The organism is Microterricola viridarii, from assembly GCF_001542775.1.
In the GTDB taxonomy this organism is placed as follows: Bacteria; Actinomycetota; Actinomycetes; order Actinomycetales; family Microbacteriaceae; genus Microterricola; species Microterricola viridarii_A.
Genome location: NZ_CP014145.1, coordinates 1,660,709 through 1,678,847, shown reverse-complemented (window position 1 = coordinate 1,678,847; position 18,139 = coordinate 1,660,709). Strand labels below are relative to the sequence as shown.

General features: G+C 67.8%; 18 protein-coding genes. 10 read left to right on the top strand and 8 right to left on the bottom strand.

Translation table 11 applies throughout. The annotated features are described in order from the left end of the window. Positions 1-78: 78 nt before the first annotated feature. Together AWU67_RS07780 and AWU67_RS07775 are read right to left on the bottom strand one after the other, a co-directional pair. Positions 79-1,068 carry an intradiol ring-cleavage dioxygenase gene (locus tag AWU67_RS07780; RefSeq protein WP_067232346.1) on the bottom strand — a complete coding sequence of 330 codons (990 nt, stop codon included), beginning with the start codon at positions 1,066-1,068 and terminating at the stop codon, positions 79-81. Positions 1,069-1,236: 168 nt separating this feature from the next. After that, positions 1,237-3,105 carry a DEAD/DEAH box helicase gene (locus AWU67_RS07775; protein ID WP_067227583.1) on the bottom strand — a complete coding sequence of 623 codons (1,869 nt, stop codon included), beginning with the start codon at positions 3,103-3,105 and terminating at the stop codon, positions 1,237-1,239. A gap of 137 nt (positions 3,106-3,242) precedes the next feature. Here AWU67_RS07775 and AWU67_RS07770 point away from each other — a divergent pair, with 137 nt between their 5' ends. Next, a complete protein-coding gene (locus AWU67_RS07770; protein ID WP_067227581.1) occupies positions 3,243-3,602 on the top strand; it encodes an MmcQ/YjbR family DNA-binding protein in 360 nt (119 codons plus the stop codon). Here AWU67_RS07770 and AWU67_RS07765 read toward each other — a convergent pair. Then, a complete protein-coding gene (locus tag AWU67_RS07765; protein WP_067227579.1) occupies positions 3,591-5,264 on the bottom strand; it encodes an ABC-F family ATP-binding cassette domain-containing protein in 1,674 nt (557 codons plus the stop codon). The genes AWU67_RS07770 and AWU67_RS07765 overlap by 12 nt on opposite strands. Positions 5,265-5,728: 464 nt before the next feature. Between AWU67_RS07765 and AWU67_RS07760 the strand changes: the two genes are divergently transcribed. The 4 genes from AWU67_RS07760 (at position 5,729) to AWU67_RS07750 (ending at position 9,235) form a co-directional block, all read left to right on the top strand. Next, positions 5,729-7,084 (top strand): NAD(P)-binding domain-containing protein, encoded by a 1,356-nt coding sequence (locus tag AWU67_RS07760; RefSeq protein ID WP_067227576.1) that lies wholly within the window; start codon positions 5,729-5,731, stop codon positions 7,082-7,084. 178 nt (positions 7,085-7,262) lie between these two features. Then, a complete protein-coding gene (locus AWU67_RS17170; protein ID WP_129586662.1) occupies positions 7,263-7,811 on the top strand; it encodes a hypothetical protein in 549 nt (182 codons plus the stop codon). 53 nt (positions 7,812-7,864) lie between these two features. After that, a complete protein-coding gene (locus AWU67_RS07755; RefSeq protein ID WP_160329732.1) occupies positions 7,865-8,641 on the top strand; it encodes a PKD domain-containing protein in 777 nt (258 codons plus the stop codon). 150 nt (positions 8,642-8,791) lie between these two features. Beyond that, positions 8,792-9,235 carry a nitroreductase family deazaflavin-dependent oxidoreductase gene (locus AWU67_RS07750; protein ID WP_335339042.1) on the top strand — a complete coding sequence of 148 codons (444 nt, stop codon included), beginning with the start codon at positions 8,792-8,794 and terminating at the stop codon, positions 9,233-9,235. A 1-nt stretch (position 9,236) separates the two neighbouring features. On the opposite strand, the gene AWU67_RS07745 is transcribed toward AWU67_RS07750, so the two are convergent. After that, positions 9,237-10,028 carry an SGNH/GDSL hydrolase family protein gene (locus tag AWU67_RS07745; protein WP_067227572.1) on the bottom strand — a complete coding sequence of 264 codons (792 nt, stop codon included), beginning with the start codon at positions 10,026-10,028 and terminating at the stop codon, positions 9,237-9,239. A 499-nt stretch (positions 10,029-10,527) separates the two neighbouring features. On the opposite strand from AWU67_RS07745, the gene AWU67_RS07740 reads away from it, so the two are divergent. From AWU67_RS07740 to AWU67_RS07730, 3 genes are all read left to right on the top strand, one after another. Then, complete coding sequence (locus tag AWU67_RS07740; RefSeq protein WP_067227570.1) at positions 10,528-11,460, top strand: lytic transglycosylase domain-containing protein; 933 nt, start codon at positions 10,528-10,530, stop codon at positions 11,458-11,460. Between the two features lie 167 nt (positions 11,461-11,627). Next, complete coding sequence (locus tag AWU67_RS07735) at positions 11,628-12,104, top strand: VOC family protein (protein ID WP_067227568.1); 477 nt, start codon at positions 11,628-11,630, stop codon at positions 12,102-12,104. Continuing rightward, the gene (locus tag AWU67_RS07730; RefSeq protein ID WP_129586661.1) at positions 12,101-12,670 is read left to right on the top strand and encodes a glutathione peroxidase; all 570 of its coding nucleotides are present in this window, start codon (positions 12,101-12,103) and stop codon (positions 12,668-12,670) included. The genes AWU67_RS07735 and AWU67_RS07730 overlap by 4 nt, the downstream gene beginning before the upstream one ends. Before the next feature lie 109 nt (positions 12,671-12,779). On the opposite strand, the gene fliW is transcribed toward AWU67_RS07730, so the two are convergent. Genes fliW through flgN form a run of 4 tightly spaced genes read right to left on the bottom strand, consistent with a single transcriptional unit; the run spans position 12,780 to position 15,944 of the window. Continuing rightward, positions 12,780-13,148: a flagellar assembly protein FliW gene (fliW, locus tag AWU67_RS07725; protein WP_067227562.1), complete on the bottom strand. Its 369-nt coding sequence runs from the start codon at positions 13,146-13,148 to the stop codon at positions 12,780-12,782. Continuing rightward, on the bottom strand, positions 13,145-14,029 hold the full coding sequence (gene flgL, locus AWU67_RS07720; protein ID WP_067227559.1) for a flagellar hook-associated protein FlgL: 885 nt from the start codon (positions 14,027-14,029) through the stop codon (positions 13,145-13,147). The genes fliW and flgL overlap by 4 nt, the downstream gene beginning before the upstream one ends. Before the next feature lie 3 nt (positions 14,030-14,032). Continuing rightward, positions 14,033-15,448 carry a flagellar hook-associated protein FlgK gene (gene flgK, locus AWU67_RS07715; protein WP_067227556.1) on the bottom strand — a complete coding sequence of 472 codons (1,416 nt, stop codon included), beginning with the start codon at positions 15,446-15,448 and terminating at the stop codon, positions 14,033-14,035. Positions 15,449-15,458: 10 nt separating this feature from the next. Next, positions 15,459-15,944, bottom strand: a complete 486-nt coding sequence (flgN, locus tag AWU67_RS07710; RefSeq protein ID WP_067227554.1) for a flagellar export chaperone FlgN — start codon at positions 15,942-15,944, stop codon at positions 15,459-15,461. Between the two features lie 299 nt (positions 15,945-16,243). Here flgN and AWU67_RS07705 point away from each other — a divergent pair, with 299 nt between their 5' ends. Both AWU67_RS07705 and AWU67_RS07700 read left to right on the top strand, forming a co-directional pair. Next, positions 16,244-17,056 (top strand): sigma-70 family RNA polymerase sigma factor, encoded by an 813-nt coding sequence (locus AWU67_RS07705; protein WP_067227552.1) that lies wholly within the window; start codon positions 16,244-16,246, stop codon positions 17,054-17,056. Positions 17,057-17,178: 122 nt separating this feature from the next. Further along, on the top strand, positions 17,179-18,015 hold the full coding sequence (locus AWU67_RS07700) for a flagellin (protein ID WP_067227550.1): 837 nt from the start codon (positions 17,179-17,181) through the stop codon (positions 18,013-18,015). The last annotated feature ends 124 nt before the right edge of the window (positions 18,016-18,139 follow it).

Sequence of the window (18,139 nt, the reverse complement as noted above, 5' to 3'; positions counted from 1 at the left end):
TGCAAGCGTACTGAGGCGGCCGACCGCGCCCCGACGCATGACGCTGCATGAAGCGCGTACAGTCGGGGCGCGACGGCGTCAGCGCGCGGGCGGCGTTCCGCCGGGGCCGCCGCCGGGTCCGCCACTCGGCGGGGTGCCACCTCCGCCGCCCCCGCCGCCGGGCATCCCGCCCGATGTCGGCGTCGTGCGCGTGTCCACCGGCACGGTGAGTGACACCTGGTAGCCGGATGTCGCATCGCCCGTCACGGTCGCCAGCTGCAGCGCGCCCCCGTCGTCTCCGAAGACGCCATCGGTGGCGAGGCTGACCTGCGCGAGATTCTGGGCCGAGCCCTCGTAGCCGGGGAGTGCGTAGACCGTCTTGCAGACATCCTCTGGCAGGGCCAGCTGGGAGGTGGAGATGGCCGCGGTCGAGTCGGTGATGGCGTCAACGTTCGGGTACACCTCGAAGTGCACGTGCGGCCACCGGCCGGAGTAGCACGCAGGGAAGATTGACGTGTAGGAGACCGTGCCCTCGGCATCCGCCACCTGCACACCGCGCAGGTAGGTCACGTCCTCCAAGCCCGACGAGTACATCGAGTAGCCGCCGGCGCTGTCGCAGTGCCAGACGTAGACGGCCACATTCGCGAACGGCACGTTGTTGCCCGCCATGTCGATGATTGTCAGGGTCAGTGCCATCGGCACGCCGGTGGCCGTGGCCCCGCCGTCGATGCTCGTGCGGATGTCGCTGCGGATGATGCCGGACTGCTCAAGCGCGTCGGGGCCATTCGAGCCATCGCCGGGATACGGGCCCGCCGTCTCGTCGGGGATCTCCCCGCTCGCGGTGCCGCTCGAGCCCCCAGTCGTCGCTCCGCTGGACGATCCGTTACCGGAGCCGCCCGGGGTGCATGCCGCGAGCAGCACCGCGCCGAGGCCGGCGCCGAACACGGTCAGCACGCCGCGCCTGGTCATGAGGGTGCCGATGTCGAAGGCGACGCCCTGGTCGACCACCTCCTCGTGCGCCCGTTCGAGCAGCCGGCCTTCGAATGCGGGGCCGTCTGGTGTGGAGTCTGGTTCGGGGATGCGGTGCATGGTCACCTCGCGGGTTCAGTGGTCGGAGAATACTCCGAGCCTGCGCAGTCGCGCCATGCCCCGCCTCTGAGTGGGCTGGGAGTTCGCTATGACGCGCCGCGCCTCGCCGACCTGCCGGCACAAAAAAGTGGGGCACCCGAGAAAACGGGTGCCCCACTTCAGATGTGGCTAGTAGCGCTCGCGCGGCTTGCGGTCTCCGTAGCCGCCGCGGTCGCCGCGATCCCCGTAGGAACCGCGGTCGCGGTCACCGTAGGAGCCGCGGTCGTCGCGGCGCGCTGGCGCACCGTTGTCGGGGCGGATCTCGATCAGCTTGCCGCTGATGCGGGTGTTCTCGAGGCGCGCGAGGGTGTCCTTGCTGAGGTCGGCGGGAAGGTCGACGAGCGAGAAGTCGGGGCGGATCTGGATCGCACCGAAGTCGTCGCGGCTCAGGCCACCCTCGTTGGCGAGGGCGCCGACGATCTGGCGCGGCTCCACCTTGTGGCGCTTGCCGACGGCGATGCGGTAGGTCGCGAGGCCCTCGTTGCTGCGCGGGCGGCGCTCCGGGCGCTCGGGGCGGTCACCGCGGTCGCGGCTTCCGCCACGGTCGTCACGCGAGTAACGGTCGTCGCGGCTGCGCTCGTCGCGGGATCCACGGTCGAAGCGGTCCTCGCGGTCAAAACGCTGGCTGCGCGCCTCCTCCGGCGAGAGCAGCAGCGGGGTGTCGCCCTGAGCGACGAGGGCGAGGGCTGCAGCCACGTCGGCCTCCGGCACATCGTGGTGCTTGATGTAGTGGTTGACGATGTCGCGGAACTCGGCGATGCGGTCACCCTGGCTGAGCGCCTCGGTGATGGCGCTGTCGAAGCGGGCCAGACGCGTCACGTTGACGTCGGCGACGCTCGGCAGCTGCATCTGGGTGATCTCCTGGCGGGTGGCCTTCTCGATCGAGGTGAGCATGCGGCGCTCGCGCGGGGTGACGAAGCTGATCGCGTCGCCGCTGCGGCCGGCGCGGCCGGTGCGGCCGATGCGGTGCACGTAGGACTCGGTGTCGATCGGCAGGTCGTAGTTGACGACGTGGCTGATGCGCTCCACGTCGAGACCGCGCGCTGCGACATCCGTCGCCACCAGGATGTCGAGCTTGCCTGACTTGAGCTGGTTGACGGTGCGCTCGCGCTGCACCTGCGCAACGTCGCCGTTGATCGCGGCAGCAGAGTAGCCACGGGCGCGCAGCTTCTCGGCGAGCGTCTCGGTCTCGTTCTTGGTGCGGGTGAAGACGATCATGCCCTCGAAGTTCTCGACCTCGAGGATGCGGGTGAGCGCGTCGACCTTCTGCGGGTACGCGACCATCAGGTAGCGCTGCGTGATGTTCGCAGAGGTCGTGGTCTTGGTCTTGACCGTGATGACCTCGGGGTCCTTGAGGTACTGGCCAGAGATGCGGCGGATGCCGGCCGGCATGGTGGCCGAGAACAGGGCGACCTGCTTCTCGTCGGGGGTGTCGGCGAGAATCGTCTCGACATCCTCGGCGAAGCCCATCTTGAGCATCTCATCGGCCTCGTCGAGCACGAGGAACTTCAGCTCGGAGAGGTCGAGGGTGCCTTTGGCGAGGTGGTCCATGATGCGACCGGGCGTGCCGACGACGATGTGCACGCCGCGACGCAGTGCGGAGAGCTGGACGCCGTAGCCCTGGCCGCCGTAGATCGGGAGAACGTGCACGCCCTTGAGGTGTGCGGCGTACTTCTCGAACGCCTCACAGACCTGCAGGGCGAGCTCGCGGGTCGGCGCGAGCACGAGGGCCTGGGGGGTCTTCTGCGAGATGTCGAGCTGCGAAAGGATGGGCAGCGCAAACGCAGCGGTCTTGCCGGTGCCGGTCTGGGCGGTGCCGAGCACGTCGCGGCCCTCGAGCAGCGGCGGGATGGTCGCGGCCTGGATGGCGGACGGGGTCTCGTAGCCGACGTCCTTCAGGGCCTTGAGTACGGAGTCATCGAGCCCAAGCTCGGAAAAAGTAAGGGTGGCGGGGGCGGTCTCAGCCTCGCCGGGCATAGTGGTGTCAGAAGACGTCATAACCTCAACGGTAGTCGCTCACAGCGCGCCCATTGACAGAATCATGCCTGAAACCACACTATCGGGGCAAATGCGCAGGAGCCGGGCGCGCGTCGAGCGCGTGTCGCGGCCCGTGAACGCTGCCTAAGCTTGTGCTTATGACCCCGCACGAGCTCGCCGCATTCTGCCTCAGCCTGCCTCAGGCGATCGAAACCTACCCCTTCGGCGAGCAGACGACCGTGTTCAAGACGAGCGGCAACGACAAGATCTTCGCCCTGAGCGTTCTGGATGCCGCGCCGCTCACCGTCTCGGTCAAGGTCGACCCGGAGGAGGGCCGGGCACTCCGCGAGGAGTACCCGCAGCACATCACGCCCGGCTACCACCTGAACAAGAAGCATTGGATCACGATCGTGCTGGACGGCACGCTCGAGAACCAGCTGGTGGAGCAGCTGGTCAACGACAGCCACGCCCTGGTGCGCCCGAAGGTGCCGCGAGCGCCGCGCGGTTCAGCCGACTAGACCGGCGACGCCGTCCGCGATCTCACGCACCGAGCCGTCTGAGCTGAGCTCCAGCACGCGGTCCAGCGCCAGCCGGCCGAGGAAGGCGTCGTCGTGGCTGACGACCAGCAGCGCGCCGCGATAGCTCCGCAACGCACCAACGAGCTGGTCGACGGTCTGCAGATCGAGGTTGTTCGTCGGCTCGTCCAGCACCAGCAGCTGCGCGGGCGGCTCGGCGAAGAGTAGCCGGGCCAGCGCCACCCGGAAGCGTTCCCCGCCGGAGAGGGTGCGCACCGGCCGGTGCACGCTGTCGCCCCGCAACAGCAGTCGGGCCAGTCGGTTGCGGATGACACTCTCTGACGCGCCGGATGCCACGGCGCGCACATTCTCGATGGCACTGGCGTCATCGTCGAGGCCGTCGAGGCGTTGGCTGAGGTAGCCGACCCGTTCGGTCAGCAGCCTCCCGCCGGCGCGGTCGGCAGCCGCTGCGAGATCGAGCGAGGCGTGCCCATTGACCAGCGCCTCGAGCAGCATCGACTTGCCGACGCCATTTGCGCCGACGAGCGCCACGCGTTCCGGGCCCCGCAGATACACGGTGGTGCCGCTGGCAGAGGAGAGCTCCGCGATGCCCCGTCCAGCCGGAACACCCGGGTCCGGCAGCTCGAGGTGGATGCTCTCCTCTGCTCGCATCCGGGATGCGGCGGCATCCAGCGCCCCCTGGGCCTCCTGCACCCGGTCGTCGCCGCCACTGCGCAGCTTGCCGGCCGAGACCTGGGCGTTCGACGCCTTCTGGTGCATCACGATCTTGGCCGCGGTGCGGTTGTCGTAGTTCTTCTGCGCGGTGCGCGCCCGGCGGGCTAGGGCCGTCTCGGCCACGACCCGCTGGCGCTTCTCGGCCTTCAACCGTTGCTCGGCCGTGCGCACCGACTGCGCGGCGGCGGCCTGCTGCACGCCCTGGTGCTCGCGCCAGGCGCTGTACGGCCCGCCGAAGACGGTGAGCTCTCCGGCGTGCAGTTCGGCCGTCTGCTGCATGCACTCCAGCAGCGCGGTGTCGTGGCTGACGACGAGCAGCGTTCCCGGCCAGGAGCGCAGAAGGGTGAGCAGCCGGGCCCGCGCCGCGCGGTCGAGGTTGTTGCTGGGCTCATCGAGCAGGGTGACGGCGGTACGGCGCAGCCGCAGGCCCGTGATCGCGACGAGCATCGCCTCGCCGCCAGAGAGCTGCGCGACCCTGCGCTCCAGATCGGCGGCCGATAGCCCGATCGCCCGCAACGCCTCGGCGGCGCGCGTCTCCAGATCCCAGTCGTCGCCCAGCACCTCGAAGTGCTCTTCGGCGACGTCGCCGTGCTCGATGGCGTGCAGGGCGGCGAGTTTGTCGGCGATGCCGAGCAGACCGGCCACCGTGACCGAGGCGTCGAGGGTGAGGGCCTGTGGCAGGTAGCCGATGTCAGCGGGCGCGCCGATGTGCCCGGTGGCCGGGGTGAGCAGCCCGGCGATCAGCTTCAGCAGGGTTGATTTGCCCGCGCCGTTGCTGCCGACCAGCCCGGTGCGGCCGCTGCCGAAGCTGCCGCTCAGGGCAGAGAACGCGGGGGTGCCGTCCGGCCACGCGAACGAGACGTTGTTCAGGGTTACAGCTGACGCCGTGACAGATGACGCGGTGACGGATGAGGGGGTATTGGTAGGCATGCAGACTCCAGAGTGTTCAGCGGACGCGCTGAAACCGGAGCCGAGGACGGCGAATCGACGATTGTCAGCGCGCGGGGTGCGGCGCGAAACCCTCGAATGTCCTCATGTCCCTACCTTTCCTTGGCAACAAGACTTCCCCAGTGTGCCAGTGGCGCGGTAGGGGATGCAAGCCGCCCGGGAGGCTATCTGTTCCGCCTGTGTACGCACACAGGCTCGTAAAGCCGGCCCTGTTAACCTTGAGTAGCTGGGCCGCGTATCCTCGCGGTCATCCCACACGGCATCCGTGTTGCACACATTCTGCGACTGGCCTCTGGTGACCAACACTTCACGGGGAGTAGGCCGTTGCGCCTGCCCAATTTCTGCCCGTGGGCAATTCTGATTGACAAGGACAGGCGAAGGCCGCAAGGCCGGAGAGGAACAGTTTGCAGAAGCGCATCGCAATTATTGGAGCCGGGCCGAGCGGTATGGCTCAGCTTAGGGCCTTTGACTCGGCACGGGAACAGGGCCGGGAGATCCCCGAGATCGTCTGCTTCGAGAAGCAGAGCGACTGGGGCGGACAGTGGAACTTCAACTGGCGCACGGGCATCGACGCTCACGGGGAGCCGGTGCACTCCAGCATGTACCGCAACCTGTGGTCCAACGGGCCCAAGGAGGCCCTCGAGTTCGCCGAGTACACCTTCGATGAGCACTTCGGCCGCCCGATCAGCTCCTACCCGCCGCGCGCCGTGCTCTGGGATTACATCAGCGGCCGGGCAGAGCAGAGCGATGTGAAGAAGCACGTGCGGTTCTCCACCGCCGTGCGCTGGGTGCAGTACAACGCAGAGACAGAGACCTTCACCGTCACGGTCGAGGATTTGGTCGCCCGCACCACCGAGAGCAGCGAGTTCGACCACGTGATCGTCGGCTCCGGTCACTTCAGCTTCCCCAACGTTCCCGATTTCACCGGGATCGAGACGTTCCCCGGCACGCTCCGTCACGCCCACGACTTCCGTGGCGCAGAGAGCCTCGCCGACAAGGACGTGCTCCTGATCGGCGCGAGCTACTCCGCCGAGGACATCGGCATCCAGGCCTACAAGATGGGCGCCCGCTCGGTGACCCTGAGCTACCGCACCAAGCCGATGGGCTTCGACTGGCCAGAGGACATGACCGAGGTTCCCCTGATCGAACGTTTCGACGGCTCGGTCGCGCACTTCGTCGACGGCACCTCGAAGCGCTTCGATGCCGTCATCCTGTGTACCGGGTACCTGCACCACTACCCGTACCTGCCCAGCGACCTCTCGCTGGACTCACCGAACAACCTGTATCCCGACACCCTGTACCGGGGAGTCGTCAGCGAGGCGAACAACAAGCTGTTCTACCTGGGTGCCCAGGACCAGTGGTTCACCTTCAACATGTTCGACGCTCAGGCCTGGTACGTGCGCGACGTGATCCTCGGCGATGCGAAGCTGCCGGATGCCGCAGCACAGCGCGCCGACATCGACCGGTGGTTGACACGCTTCCGTGCGCTGGAGGACAGCAACGCCGAAGTGCGCTTCCAGGCTGACTACATCCGCGACTTGATCGAGCAGAGCGACTACCCCATGTTCGACCTGGACGAGGTCGTGCGCATCTTCCTGGAATGGAAGAAGGACAAGAAGGAGAACATCCTGACCTACCGGGATGCCGTCTACCCCTCAGTGATGACCGGCACCATGAGCGCTGTGCACCACACGCCGTGGCTGCAGGAGCTCGACGACAGCCTGGATCGCTACCTCGGTCACCCGAAGACCGACGTCATCAAGGTGATTGTCTCAGGGGGCAAGGCGCCGTCCAGCGTGTAGCTGAATGGTAGGAAGCTCCCATGTAGCTCTGTAGGGGGGAGGCGGGGTCCGGCTGAGCCGGGCCCCGCCTTTCGTGTACCCGGGCACCACATGTGGATAACTTTGACGGTGCAAGGTCGATTTGCCCTACGGTGATCGCATGCATCCACGACGGGCGCGCTCAGGGGTAACGAGTGCGGTGTGCGCGCTCGCCGCAGCGCTTCTGGCGGGGCTTCTCACCGGCTGTGTGAATGCGCCGCTGCCGGTGCCGTCCCCGACTGAGACCCCGGATGCCGCCGCACCCCTCTTCGCCACGGACGAGGAGGCGCTCGCCGCAGCGGAGGCGGCTTATGCGGCTTACCTCGCTGCTAGCGATGAGATTCTTGCAAGTGGCGGTGTGAAGCCCGAGCGACTAGTCCCATTCGTATCCCCGGCTTTCTTCGAACACGAAATGGAAGGATTCGAGCGAGCACGTGAAGAAGGCCTGCGGTATGTGGGAGAGACGGCGTTCAGCCGATTCGAGTTGCAAGCCCACAATCCGAATCCCGGACCTGGATCCACTGTGGTCTCGGCCTACGTTTGTGTGAATTATGCCGGCGTCGATGTCGTCGATGCGGGTGGCCTGTCGCGAACGGCGCCGAATAGACCTGCTGATTTGGCCTTCGTCGTTGGGTTCATTGCTGGCTCAACTGCAGATGAGTTGATTCTCGCAACCAAGGAGCCATGGGCGGGAACGGGCGTGTGTTGAAATCTGTTTCGCGTGGCATCGGTGCAGTTGTGGGAGCCCTAGTGATTGTGGCCATGACTGTCTTCCCCGCTGGATCACCCGCTGATGCCTCAACATGCACGGAACTTGACTACGCGCTGGGAGGCTGCCCCGACGTTGACGCCGGCCTCACTCCCGACGGCGTGGACCTCATCGGGCAGGGCGAGAACGTGTCAGGCGGGGGAGCCGGAGGCGACGGCTTCGAGAGCGTTGGGGGCGGCACGGACGCCCAGACCCCGCCTGTGCTGGGCGCCGAGGAGACGCCGGCCAACGACAACGGTCAGCCGCCGGAGTGCCGGGATGCACCGGATGTCTGCGATCCAGAGCTCGTGGTGACCTGGAGCGACATCGCCTCGTTCCGGGCCTCCGCACCGACGCTCGCGATGGAGCCGGCCGGGTGGGCGGTGCGCGGGCTGCCGACGAACTTCGTGGCGGCGGCATCCGTCGAGGTCATCGCCGGGCGCCTGCTGAACTTCCCGGCCGAGGTGCGCTTCACTCCCGCCGGCTACGCCTGGGACTACGGCGACGGGAGCACGCGGTACAGCGCCTCCGGGGGCGCGAGCTGGAGTGCAACCGGGGTGGCGGAGTTCGCGGAGACGAGCACCAGCCACGTCTACACGACGCGCGGTGACTTCGCCGCGACGGTCGCCGTCGAGCTCGCGGCCGAGTACCGGTTCGGTGGGGGAGCATGGCACTCGATTGCGGGCAGCATCCGCGTCGCGGGGGCCGCCTCGCCGGTGGCCGTGAAGTCGGCAACGACAGTGCTGGTAGCCGGCAACTGCCTCGAGCAGCCGGAGGGGCCCGGCTGCTGAGTGGCCGTGCCGCGGCATCCGCCGCTCGAAAGCCTTTCGCAGATCCAGTCTGCCCCGGCAGAATGCCTGCATGGCCCCAGTTGAGAAGATCACCGTCGTGCAGATCGTTCGCAGCGTGGTCGCGCCGCTCACGCACACCCGCGCGTTCCGCTGGGCGGCTCCGACCGTCCTGCCCGTGCTGGAGCGCGTGGTCACCGCGCTGAGCGGTGGGCGTATGCAGCTGAGCGGTCTGCTCGTTCCGTCATTGCTGCTGCACAGCACCGGCGCGAAGACCGGTGCCCCGCGCGACACCGAGCTCATGTACACGCCGGATGGCCGGGGAGTGCGCTCGTCGCGGGCACGAGTTTCGCCCGCGACAAGCACCCGGCGTGGAGCTACAACCTGCTGGCCCGTCCGGATGCCGCGATCACGGTGCGCGGGCGGCGCGTGCCGGTGCACGCCGAACTGCTCGGCGCGGCCGAACGCGAGCAGGCGTGGCAGCGCATCGAGGCGCAGTGGCCGGGCTACCGCGGTTACGAGCGGGAGTCGGGGCGCAGGGTGCGGCTGTTCCGGCTGCGGCTTCAACCGGGCGTGGCCCGCGACCCCGAGGCGTGAGCTAGCCGGTGCCGGTCCTGCTCTCAGTGTCGTCGCGCAGCCGGTCAGCAATGTGGGCGGCGATGTATTCGGCCCAGAGCGCATAGCCCGTCGCCGACGGGTGGAACTGGTCCTCCGCGAAGAAGTCGTCGCCCAGCTCCATTTCGCCTTCGATGAACGGGAGGAAGAGGATCCCCAGCTCACGGCAGAGCTCGGCCGAGCGGGCGTCGATCCGTGCCGCTCGACGCGCAAGGTAGTCGCGGAGCGGGCGGCGCAAGGCGGGGCAGTGCGAGAACGGCGGAACGCCGGTCAACACGACGAGAGTCTCGCCGCCTCCGGCGGCACCCCGCACGTTGCCAGCGATCGCGCGCAGGTGCTCCTCCCATTCGGAGGTGCTGCGCCCTCTCATCACGTCATTGGCGCCGGCCGCGATCACGGCCACGTCGATCGGGGCTTCATCGGCCTCTGCCAGCAGGCGGTGGCGGATGCGGCGGATTGTCGCGCCGTTCTGACCGGCCACCTGCCAGCGCACGGGATGGCCGCTGCGGGCGGCAAACGCCTCGGCGAGGCGGCCGCCGAGTGCGGACTCCTGTGTCGGCGCGCCCACTCCCGCGGCCGTCGACTCGCCCAGCACCAGCAGTGTGATGGCGGGCGACTGCGCCCCAGCTCCAACAGGGCCACCGGCCAGGCCGCGCCGGGGCCCGGAGGCCTCCGGCAACCGGGGGATCCGGCGCAGCAGCGCCCACGCTTCGGCGGCGGCCGGAACTGCCTGCACCACGTCGAGAACGGCGTGGCCGAGCGGGCGCGGATTCATCGGGCACCCTCCCTCTGGCAGACGGCAACCGCCCCGTGTACCGCTCTGTACCGCCTCAAAGTTGGCTTAATTTCGCCGCAACGGCCGCGCAAGTGGATGCCGCCGGGAAGGCGCCCTGGCCTCGCGCCCCGTTTGACGGTCGCGACGCGGGGGCCAGCGCCTGGCCGGCGCGGGTGAACACGGCCGCCCACTCCGGGCGAATTTGGCAAACCGCTGGTCAGCACGCCTTTATTCGGCCGCGCGGCGCCGGATATCTGTGCCGAGGTTGCGCTCATCTGGCCAGCGTAGCCGGTGTGCAGCACGCGCGGCTGCGACGCCTTTTCGGGCCCCGGGGCAGTGAAAAAGACGGAAACAGATTCGGAGGACATTGCCAGATCATGAGGAGGACTCGTCCAGACAGCGTGTGCATACTTGCAACTTCGCCCGGGGCCCCCGCCCGGGACGTTCCCGACAAGAGTCGCTCTCAGCACGATCTCGAGCGGTTCGCCTTGTGAAAGTCATGCCTAACTTCAACTCTTCAACGATTCGCCCAGAAAAGCCCACGATCGAGCCCGGTGTCACCAGGGCCCAGATCCGGAACCGCCGTCGCGGCCGCAATAAGCTGCTCGTCGCGGGAGCCGTCATCGCCATCAGCGCCGTCGCAGGAACCGGTTTCGTTGTGCAATCCTCGGTTGTCGCCCAGAACGAGCGCATCGCCGCCACGACCGCCATGAACAACGCCTCTGGCTTCGCCCACGAGCAGCTGGACGCGTACTCGACCATCGCCTCGGCGCACGCCGCACGAGCCGCGTCGACAACCATCGACGAGGCCAACACCGTGATTGCGGCCGCCTCGGGCAAGACGGATGCCGGCGATCTCGCCTCCTCTGTTGCAGCCCTGTCGAACTTCGAGCTCCTCGCACCCGACCGGGTGTTCGAGCTCGTGGACACCACCAAGGGCAAGACGGTCGGCGTTCAGGCCGCGCTGGCCGAGGTCGACCGTGTCGCCGCCGAGCAGGTCGCTGCACAGGCCGCCGCCGAGGCAGCTGCCGCAGCGGCTGCCGCTGAGGCAGAAGCCGCGAAGAACGCTGCGTCCGACTCCGGCTCCTCCTCGTCCGGCGGGTCCCGCCCCTCCGCTCCGTCTGACCCGAGCGGCGCCCAGGCGATCGCCCGTGACCTGATGGCCTCCCAGTACGGCTGGGGCGATGACCAGTTCGGTTGCCTCGTCGCCCTCTGGAACAAGGAGTCCGGCTGGAACATCAACGCCTACAACGCCTCGAGCGGCGCAGCCGGCATCCCGCAGGCTCTGCCCGGAAGCAAGATGGCCTCGGCCGGAGCTGACTGGCAGACCAACCCGGCAACCCAGATCACCTGGGGCCTCGGCTACATCTCGGGCCGCTACGGCACCCCATGCGGCGCGTGGGACACCTCGGAGTCGCAGGGCTGGTACTAACCCGCATCCGCCCACCGCAACCGGCACGCGCCGCCTCGCCTGGCTCGCAGATTTATCTGCGCGGCCACGCGGGGCGGCGTAGCCTGTTTAACGGCCTTGTGAAAGCCCGGCGAGGCTGCCAGCGCACGGCCCCGGTCGGGGCCAGTCACAACGAGGTGAGCAGAGCTATGAACTCCATCAAACCGTGCCTGTGGTTCGACAGCCAAGCAGAGGATGCCGCCACGCTGTACGCGTCGGTCTTCGAGAACTCGCGCATCAACACGGTGACGCGCTACGGCGAGGGCGGCCCGATGCCGGCCGGCACGGCGCTGGCCGTCGAGTTCACGCTCGACGGGCTGGAGATGCAGGCGATCAACGGTGCGCCGGCGCCCGGGCCCAGCGCGGCCATCTCGCTCTCGGTGAGTGCACAGACGCAGGCAGACATCGACCGCCTCTGGGGCGCGCTCACCGCCGATGGGGGAGAGCCGGGGCAGTGTGGCTGGCTCACCGACAAATACGGCATCTCTTGGCAGATCGTGCCGCCCCGGCTGGGCGAGCTGCTCTCCGACCCCGACCCGGCCAAGGCTGGGCGCGCGATGCAGGCGATGCTGACGATGACGAAGCTGGACATCGCAGTCTTGGAAGCTGCCTACAACGGCGAATGATTGGCCCTCCGGATGGTGAATCCGCGTACGCTGAGCCTGTGAACATTCGTGAGATCCCCGTGACCACCCTTGACGGTCGCAGCACAACGCTTGCCGAGTTCGGCGACGGTGCCCTGCTCGTCGTGAACGTGGCGTCCAAGTGTGGCTTTACTCCGCAGTACACCCAGCTGGAGGCCCTGCACGAGAAGTATGGCGAGCAGGGGCTGACCATCGTCGGCTTCCCCTGCAACCAGTTCGCCGGGCAGGAGCCGGGCAATGCCGACAAGATCCAGGATTTCTGCTCGATCAACTACGGCGTGACGTTCCCCCTCATGGAGAAGGTCAAGGTCAACGGTCGTCACGCGCATCCGCTCTACAACGAGCTGCACGATGTGCCGGACACCGGTGGCAAGACGGGTCGCGTGCGCTGGAACTTCGAGAAGTTTGTGATCGGCGCCGACGGCGCGATCACGCGCTTCCGGTCGGCGGTCACGCCCGACGACCCGGCCGTGATTGCCGCGATCGAGGCGGGCCTGCCCGCCCGCACCGTCGACGCGGAACCGGCAGAGGCTCCGCCCGCGTCCTGAGCCAACCCGCCGGGAACTCCCGGCCGGCGTCATCCACTCGCCAAAGAACGTACCAAGACCGGCGTCTTGGTACGTTTTTTGGTGGCTCGATGCGGTAGCGCGGAGGGGGCTAGGCGCCGAGGGGCGCGCGCAGCGGCCAGTCGCCGTCGAGGATGAACTGGGCGGCCGCGTTCGTGACCGAGTTCACCACGACGGGGGCCAGCAGGTTGACGGTGGTTCCGGATGCCGCGGCGTTGGCCACGACGTAGACCTGGGCGTCCGCGCCGGAGGTCAGGCCCAGCGCCTCGGCCTGAGCGGTGTTCAGGCTCGGCGAGTAGTCCTGCAGGTAGATGGCGGCGTCGACGACGAAGACACGTCGTGCCTCGTCATCCGTCGCGGCCAGCGTGTAGAGCCCGGTCGAGCCATCCACCGGGGTGAAGGCGAACTGCAGGCTCGGCTCGAAGCCGGGAGGCGAGGCGATGAAGTTCAGAGTGCTCATCGCAGGAAGTCCATCAGCGTCGGCTGCAGCACGCGGGCGGTGACGCCCAGCGCGGCCTGGTAGGTGATCTCCTGGGCTTTGAGGTCCAGGATGATGCGGCTGAGTTCGATGTCCTCGACCGCGGCGCGTTGTGCCTCGAACGAAACGGTTTTGTCCATGACTGCCTCCTCGGCGCGCATGATGAGTGCGTGGCGGCTGCCGACCGCGGAGTGTTCGGTGCGAACGGCGCTCATGCGCTGGTCGATGTCGCCCAGGCGGGCGCCGATGTTGGTGCCGCCGCGGAGGTCGGCGGCGATGCCCTCGATGAGGGCGAAGACCGAGGTCGCCCCCTCGCCGAAGACGGCGGAACCGTCGCCGTCCACGCGCACCGTCGTGTCGGGGCCGACACGGCGGTTCACTTCGCTGCCCGGCGCTCCGGTGAAGCTGTAGTCGGGGTTGAACGCGACGCCGTCACTCGAGTTGCCGGCGAAGACGGTGCGGCCCAGGTACTGCGTGTTCGCGAGGCCGAGCAGGTGGTCTTTCAAGCTGTCCAGCTCGACGGCGATCGCTTCCTTGGCGGTGGCGGAGAGCGATCCGTCGTTGGCGCCCTGCACGGTGAGGTCGCGCACGCGCTTCATCACGTCGTTGACCTCGGTGAGCGTCGAGTCGAGGGTGGTGACCCAGCCGAGGCCGTTGTTGACGTTGCGGCTGTGCTGGTCGTTGGCCCGCTGCTGCGCCCGAATACGGAGCGCGTCGGCGGCGCCGCTCGGGTCTTCGGATGCGCGCGAGAACGCCTTGCGCGTAGACGCCTGGTCCTGCAGCTTGGCCAGCTGTGCTGCGTTCGCCTGCAGGTTGCGCTGCGCCGTGAGCAACGTGGTCTGTTGGGTGACTCTGGAGATCATTGCTTACCTTCCCACGAGCCCGGTGCGGTTGATCAGCACATCGAGCATCTCGTCGACGGCCGTCATCACGCGCGCCGCGCCCTGATAGGCGTGCTGGTACATGAGCAGGCTCACGTTCTCCTCATCGAGGTCGACGGATGCGTTCGCCAACTGCATCCCGACGGCCGAGGTGGTGGCCAACGCGGCCAGATCGGCCTGACGCTTCTCTGAGCGTGTGGCGATGCCGAGTTCGACGACGAAGTTCGACCAGACGGAATCCGGTGAGCCGGGGCCGACGCCCAGCTGCGAGATCTTGTCGGCGATGCTGCCGTCGCTGTTGCCGAGGCCGGGGCCGCCGGTCGCGATGCCCGCCGCGCCGGTGGGCACGACCGTGAGGCCCTGCGCGGCCGGCTTGCCAGCGGCAAACGCGAAGAATTCGAGGTTGGTGCTGCCGTCGGAGCTGACGCCGGTGCGGTGCACGGTGTTCACGGCATCCGCGAGCTTCAGGGCGAAGTCGTTGAGCGAGGCCGCGGCCTTGGCGATGGCTCCGCCGCTCGAGGCGGGCGCCAGCGTCGAGACCGCACCGGCCAGTTCGCCCCCGTCGAGGGAGATCGCGGTGCCGGGGCGGTGCGCCCACTCGAGCGTGACCGGTGCGGCATCCGCGCCGGCCATAGTGTTCGAGCCGACCACGTTGACCACGCGCGCCGTGGTGCCGGTGACGAGGGCGTTGCCGCCGATGTAGACGTCGATGGTGCCGTCGCCGGCATCCCGCACCGTGCCGCCGGCGATGGCGGCGATCGTCGTGGTGAGCAGATTGCGCTGGTCGAGCAGTTCGTTCACCGAGCCGCCGGACGCCGTCGCCTGGCGGATGCGTCCGTTCAGGTCGGCGAGCTGGCTCGCTGCGCCGTTGAGCTCTGCTGCGAGGTCGCGCACTTCACCGCGCACCTGGGTCCACTGGTTGTCGAACTCGGTGTAGGTGGAGGAGATCTGCTGGGCGAGCACCTGGGACTGCTGCAGCAGCAGACCGGACTGGGCGCCCTCACCCGCGCTGTTGGAGAGCTCTTGCCAGGAGGCCCAGAAGCTCTGCAGCTGGGTCGAGATGCCGTTGGGGCCCGGCTCGTGCAGCACGGCCTCGAGGCCGGAGAACACGCCGGCGCGCACCGCGCTGAAACCGGAGACGGCGGCCGAGGCGCGCACGCGGGCATCCAAGTGCATGTCGCCCAGGCGGGCGATCCCGTCGATGTTGACGCCGCCGCCCGGGCGGACGCCGACCGAGAACTTGCCGGCCATGGTCGGACCACCGATCGCCGAGGTGGTCAGGCGCTGCCTGGTGTACCCCTCTGTGCGGGCGTTGGCGATGTTCTGACCGGAGACGTCGATGCCGGCCTTGGCGGCCGCGAGTCCGCGGTAAGCCGTGTTCAATCCGCTGAAAGTACTCACGTGCGTTGGCTCACAGTTTCTCGTCGAAGAGCATGGATGACGCGTGGGCGTGCTGGGCAGCGCCGCTCGAGTCGTAGGTTCCCGAGGCCGCTTCCACGCCGGCGAGCGTCTCCTGCACGCTGCGCACGGCGGTGCGCAGGAACTGCTCGTTCACATCGCGGATGTCGCGGATCTGCACGGTGAGTTCGGTCAGCGCGGTGAGGTGCGCTGCGAAGATGTCCTGCCACGGACCGGCGGGTGCGGCCGCAATGATCTCGCGCAGCGTGGCATCTTCGGCGCAGGCCCACTCAGTGCCGACGCTGGTTACTTCAACGGAGCGGCTGAGTGCGATGTCGCGCAGGCGCACCATCACCTGTTCGATCTCACGGCTGGCGTGGCCGACCCAGCGAGACTTGCCCGCGGTGAGCAGCAGCTGCTCCTCCTCAAGCTTGAACAGCAGCAGCTCGAGAAGTTCCCTTTCGCGCCACAGCACGGCAGAGAGTTCGTTGACGCCCACTGGCTCGCCTTTCAATCGGGTACTGCCGGAAGCAGGGAAACTTTTTCGGTTCCCAACCACTGTCGGCAGGCCAAGCTTTCATGTTAGTGACGGGGCCTGAGGCCTTCGTGAAAGGGCGCGGCCCCGAACGGGGGTCGTCACTTTGGAGGACACCCTCATTGGGGGACATTCCCCCGCGTGTCGAGCCCCATGCATTGTTAGCGTTGGAACACCCGAGGAACTGACCCGATTACCCGCGTCAATCGTCCAAACCGGTACGTGAACCCTGCACGCTGCCACAATTGCAGGAATTGATATTTGTGAATCGTGCGGACCGCAATGATCTCGTCGTCGCCAACCTGCCGCTTGTCGGCTACCTGGTGAACGACGTCTGTGCCAGGGCAAGTCACCTCTCTCGGGACGACCTCGCCGCTGCCGGCGCGCTCGCGCTGGTGACGTGCGCCGACAACTTCGATGTCGAGCGGGGGATACCGTTCGGTGCCTACGCCCGCACCCGCATCCTCGGCGCGTTTGCCGATGAGATGCGCTCCAGCGACTGGGCGACGCGCTCCGCCCGCAAGCGGATCACCGAGACGGTCTCCGCTCGCGAGACGTTGACGGCCACGCTCGGCCGGGTTCCCAACGTCGATGAACTGGCCGCAGCGCTCGGCGTCGACCGGGAGACCGCGGCTGCCGCCCTCTCCGATGCGGCGCGTACCGTCACCACCATCGACGACAGCACGGCGGAATACCTCGTCTCCGAGATGACCTCGCCGGAGGAGTCCCTGCTGCTGGACGAGCGGCAGCGCTTCGTCACCGCAGCCGTCGACGCCCTGCCGGAGCGGATGGCCATGATTGTGCGCGCCATCTACTTCGACGACAGGACCGTCAAGGAGATCGCCGAAGACCTGGGCATCACCCACTCCGCCGTCTCGCAGCAGCGCTCAGAGGCGCTCCGGCTGATCCGCGACGGGCTGGGTGAGCGCTACTCGGACGACGCAGAGGTGCAGAGCGTGCCGGACCCCAAGCTCACAGCGACCCGCCGCGTCGCCTACCTCTCGCGCTTCGAGGAGCACCTCGGCCAGGGCGCGCGGGCCGCCACTGCTCCCTCGCTGATCAGCAACGTCGGCTAGCCACCCGCACGGGCAAGAATTTTCCGTGACTCGCTAACGGATGCCTCCGGTCGGTCGATTGTGCAAAGTACTGGCCCACGGATGGGCCGGTGTACCGAAACCCACTCACGGAGGAATTCATCATGGGTATGCAGATCAACACCAACATTGCGGCCAACAACTCGTACCGCAACCTGTCCATCACGCAGAACGACCTGTCGAAGTCGCTGGAGAAGCTCTCCAGTGGTCTGCGTATCAACCGTGCGGCCGACGATGCAGCTGGTCTCGCGATCTCCGAGGGTCTGCGTTCGCAGGTCGGTGGCCTCACGGTCGCCGCTCGCAACGCACAGGACGGCATCAGCGTCATCCAGACCGCTGAAGGCGCCCTGACCGAGGTGCACTCCATCCTGCAGCGCGTTCGTGACCTCGCCGTGCAGTCCGGCAACGACTCGAACAACGCGAAGTCGCGTGAGGCCATCGCAACCGAGGTCACCGCGCTGGGTGCAGAGCTCACGCGTATCGGTGCGTCGACCAACTTCAACGGCATCAAGCTGCTCGATGGCTCCAACGCCAGCCTGACCTTCCAGGTCGGCGCCGGCGGCGTTGCCGCTGAGGACCAGATCGCGGTCAACCTCACCAACGTCTCGACGATCGGTGCGGCTGTTACCACGCTCGCCACTGCCGGCTTCGCCGACAAGACCGCTGCGCTGGCAACGATCACGGCCCTCGACGGACACATCACCGCGGTCTCGACCGCTCGCGCCGACCTCGGTGCGCAGCAGAACCGCTTCGAGTCGACCATCAAGAGCCTCAACGTGTCGAAGGAGAACCTCTCGGCTGCCGAGTCGCGCATCCGCGACACCGACATGGCGTCCGAGATGGTCAAGTACACCCGCTCGAACGTGCTGTCGCAGGCCGGTACCGCCATGCTCGCGCAGGCGAACCAGTCCAACCAGGGCGTTCTCCAGCTCCTCCGCTAGCCAGGCGCGGCAACACGCCGCATCTGACCAGCAGTAGAGCATCGCTACACAACGACGGCCGGTGCCGGGCGTGACAGACCTGTCTCGCCCCGCACCGGCCCTCGTGCAGTATCCACCCGCGCGG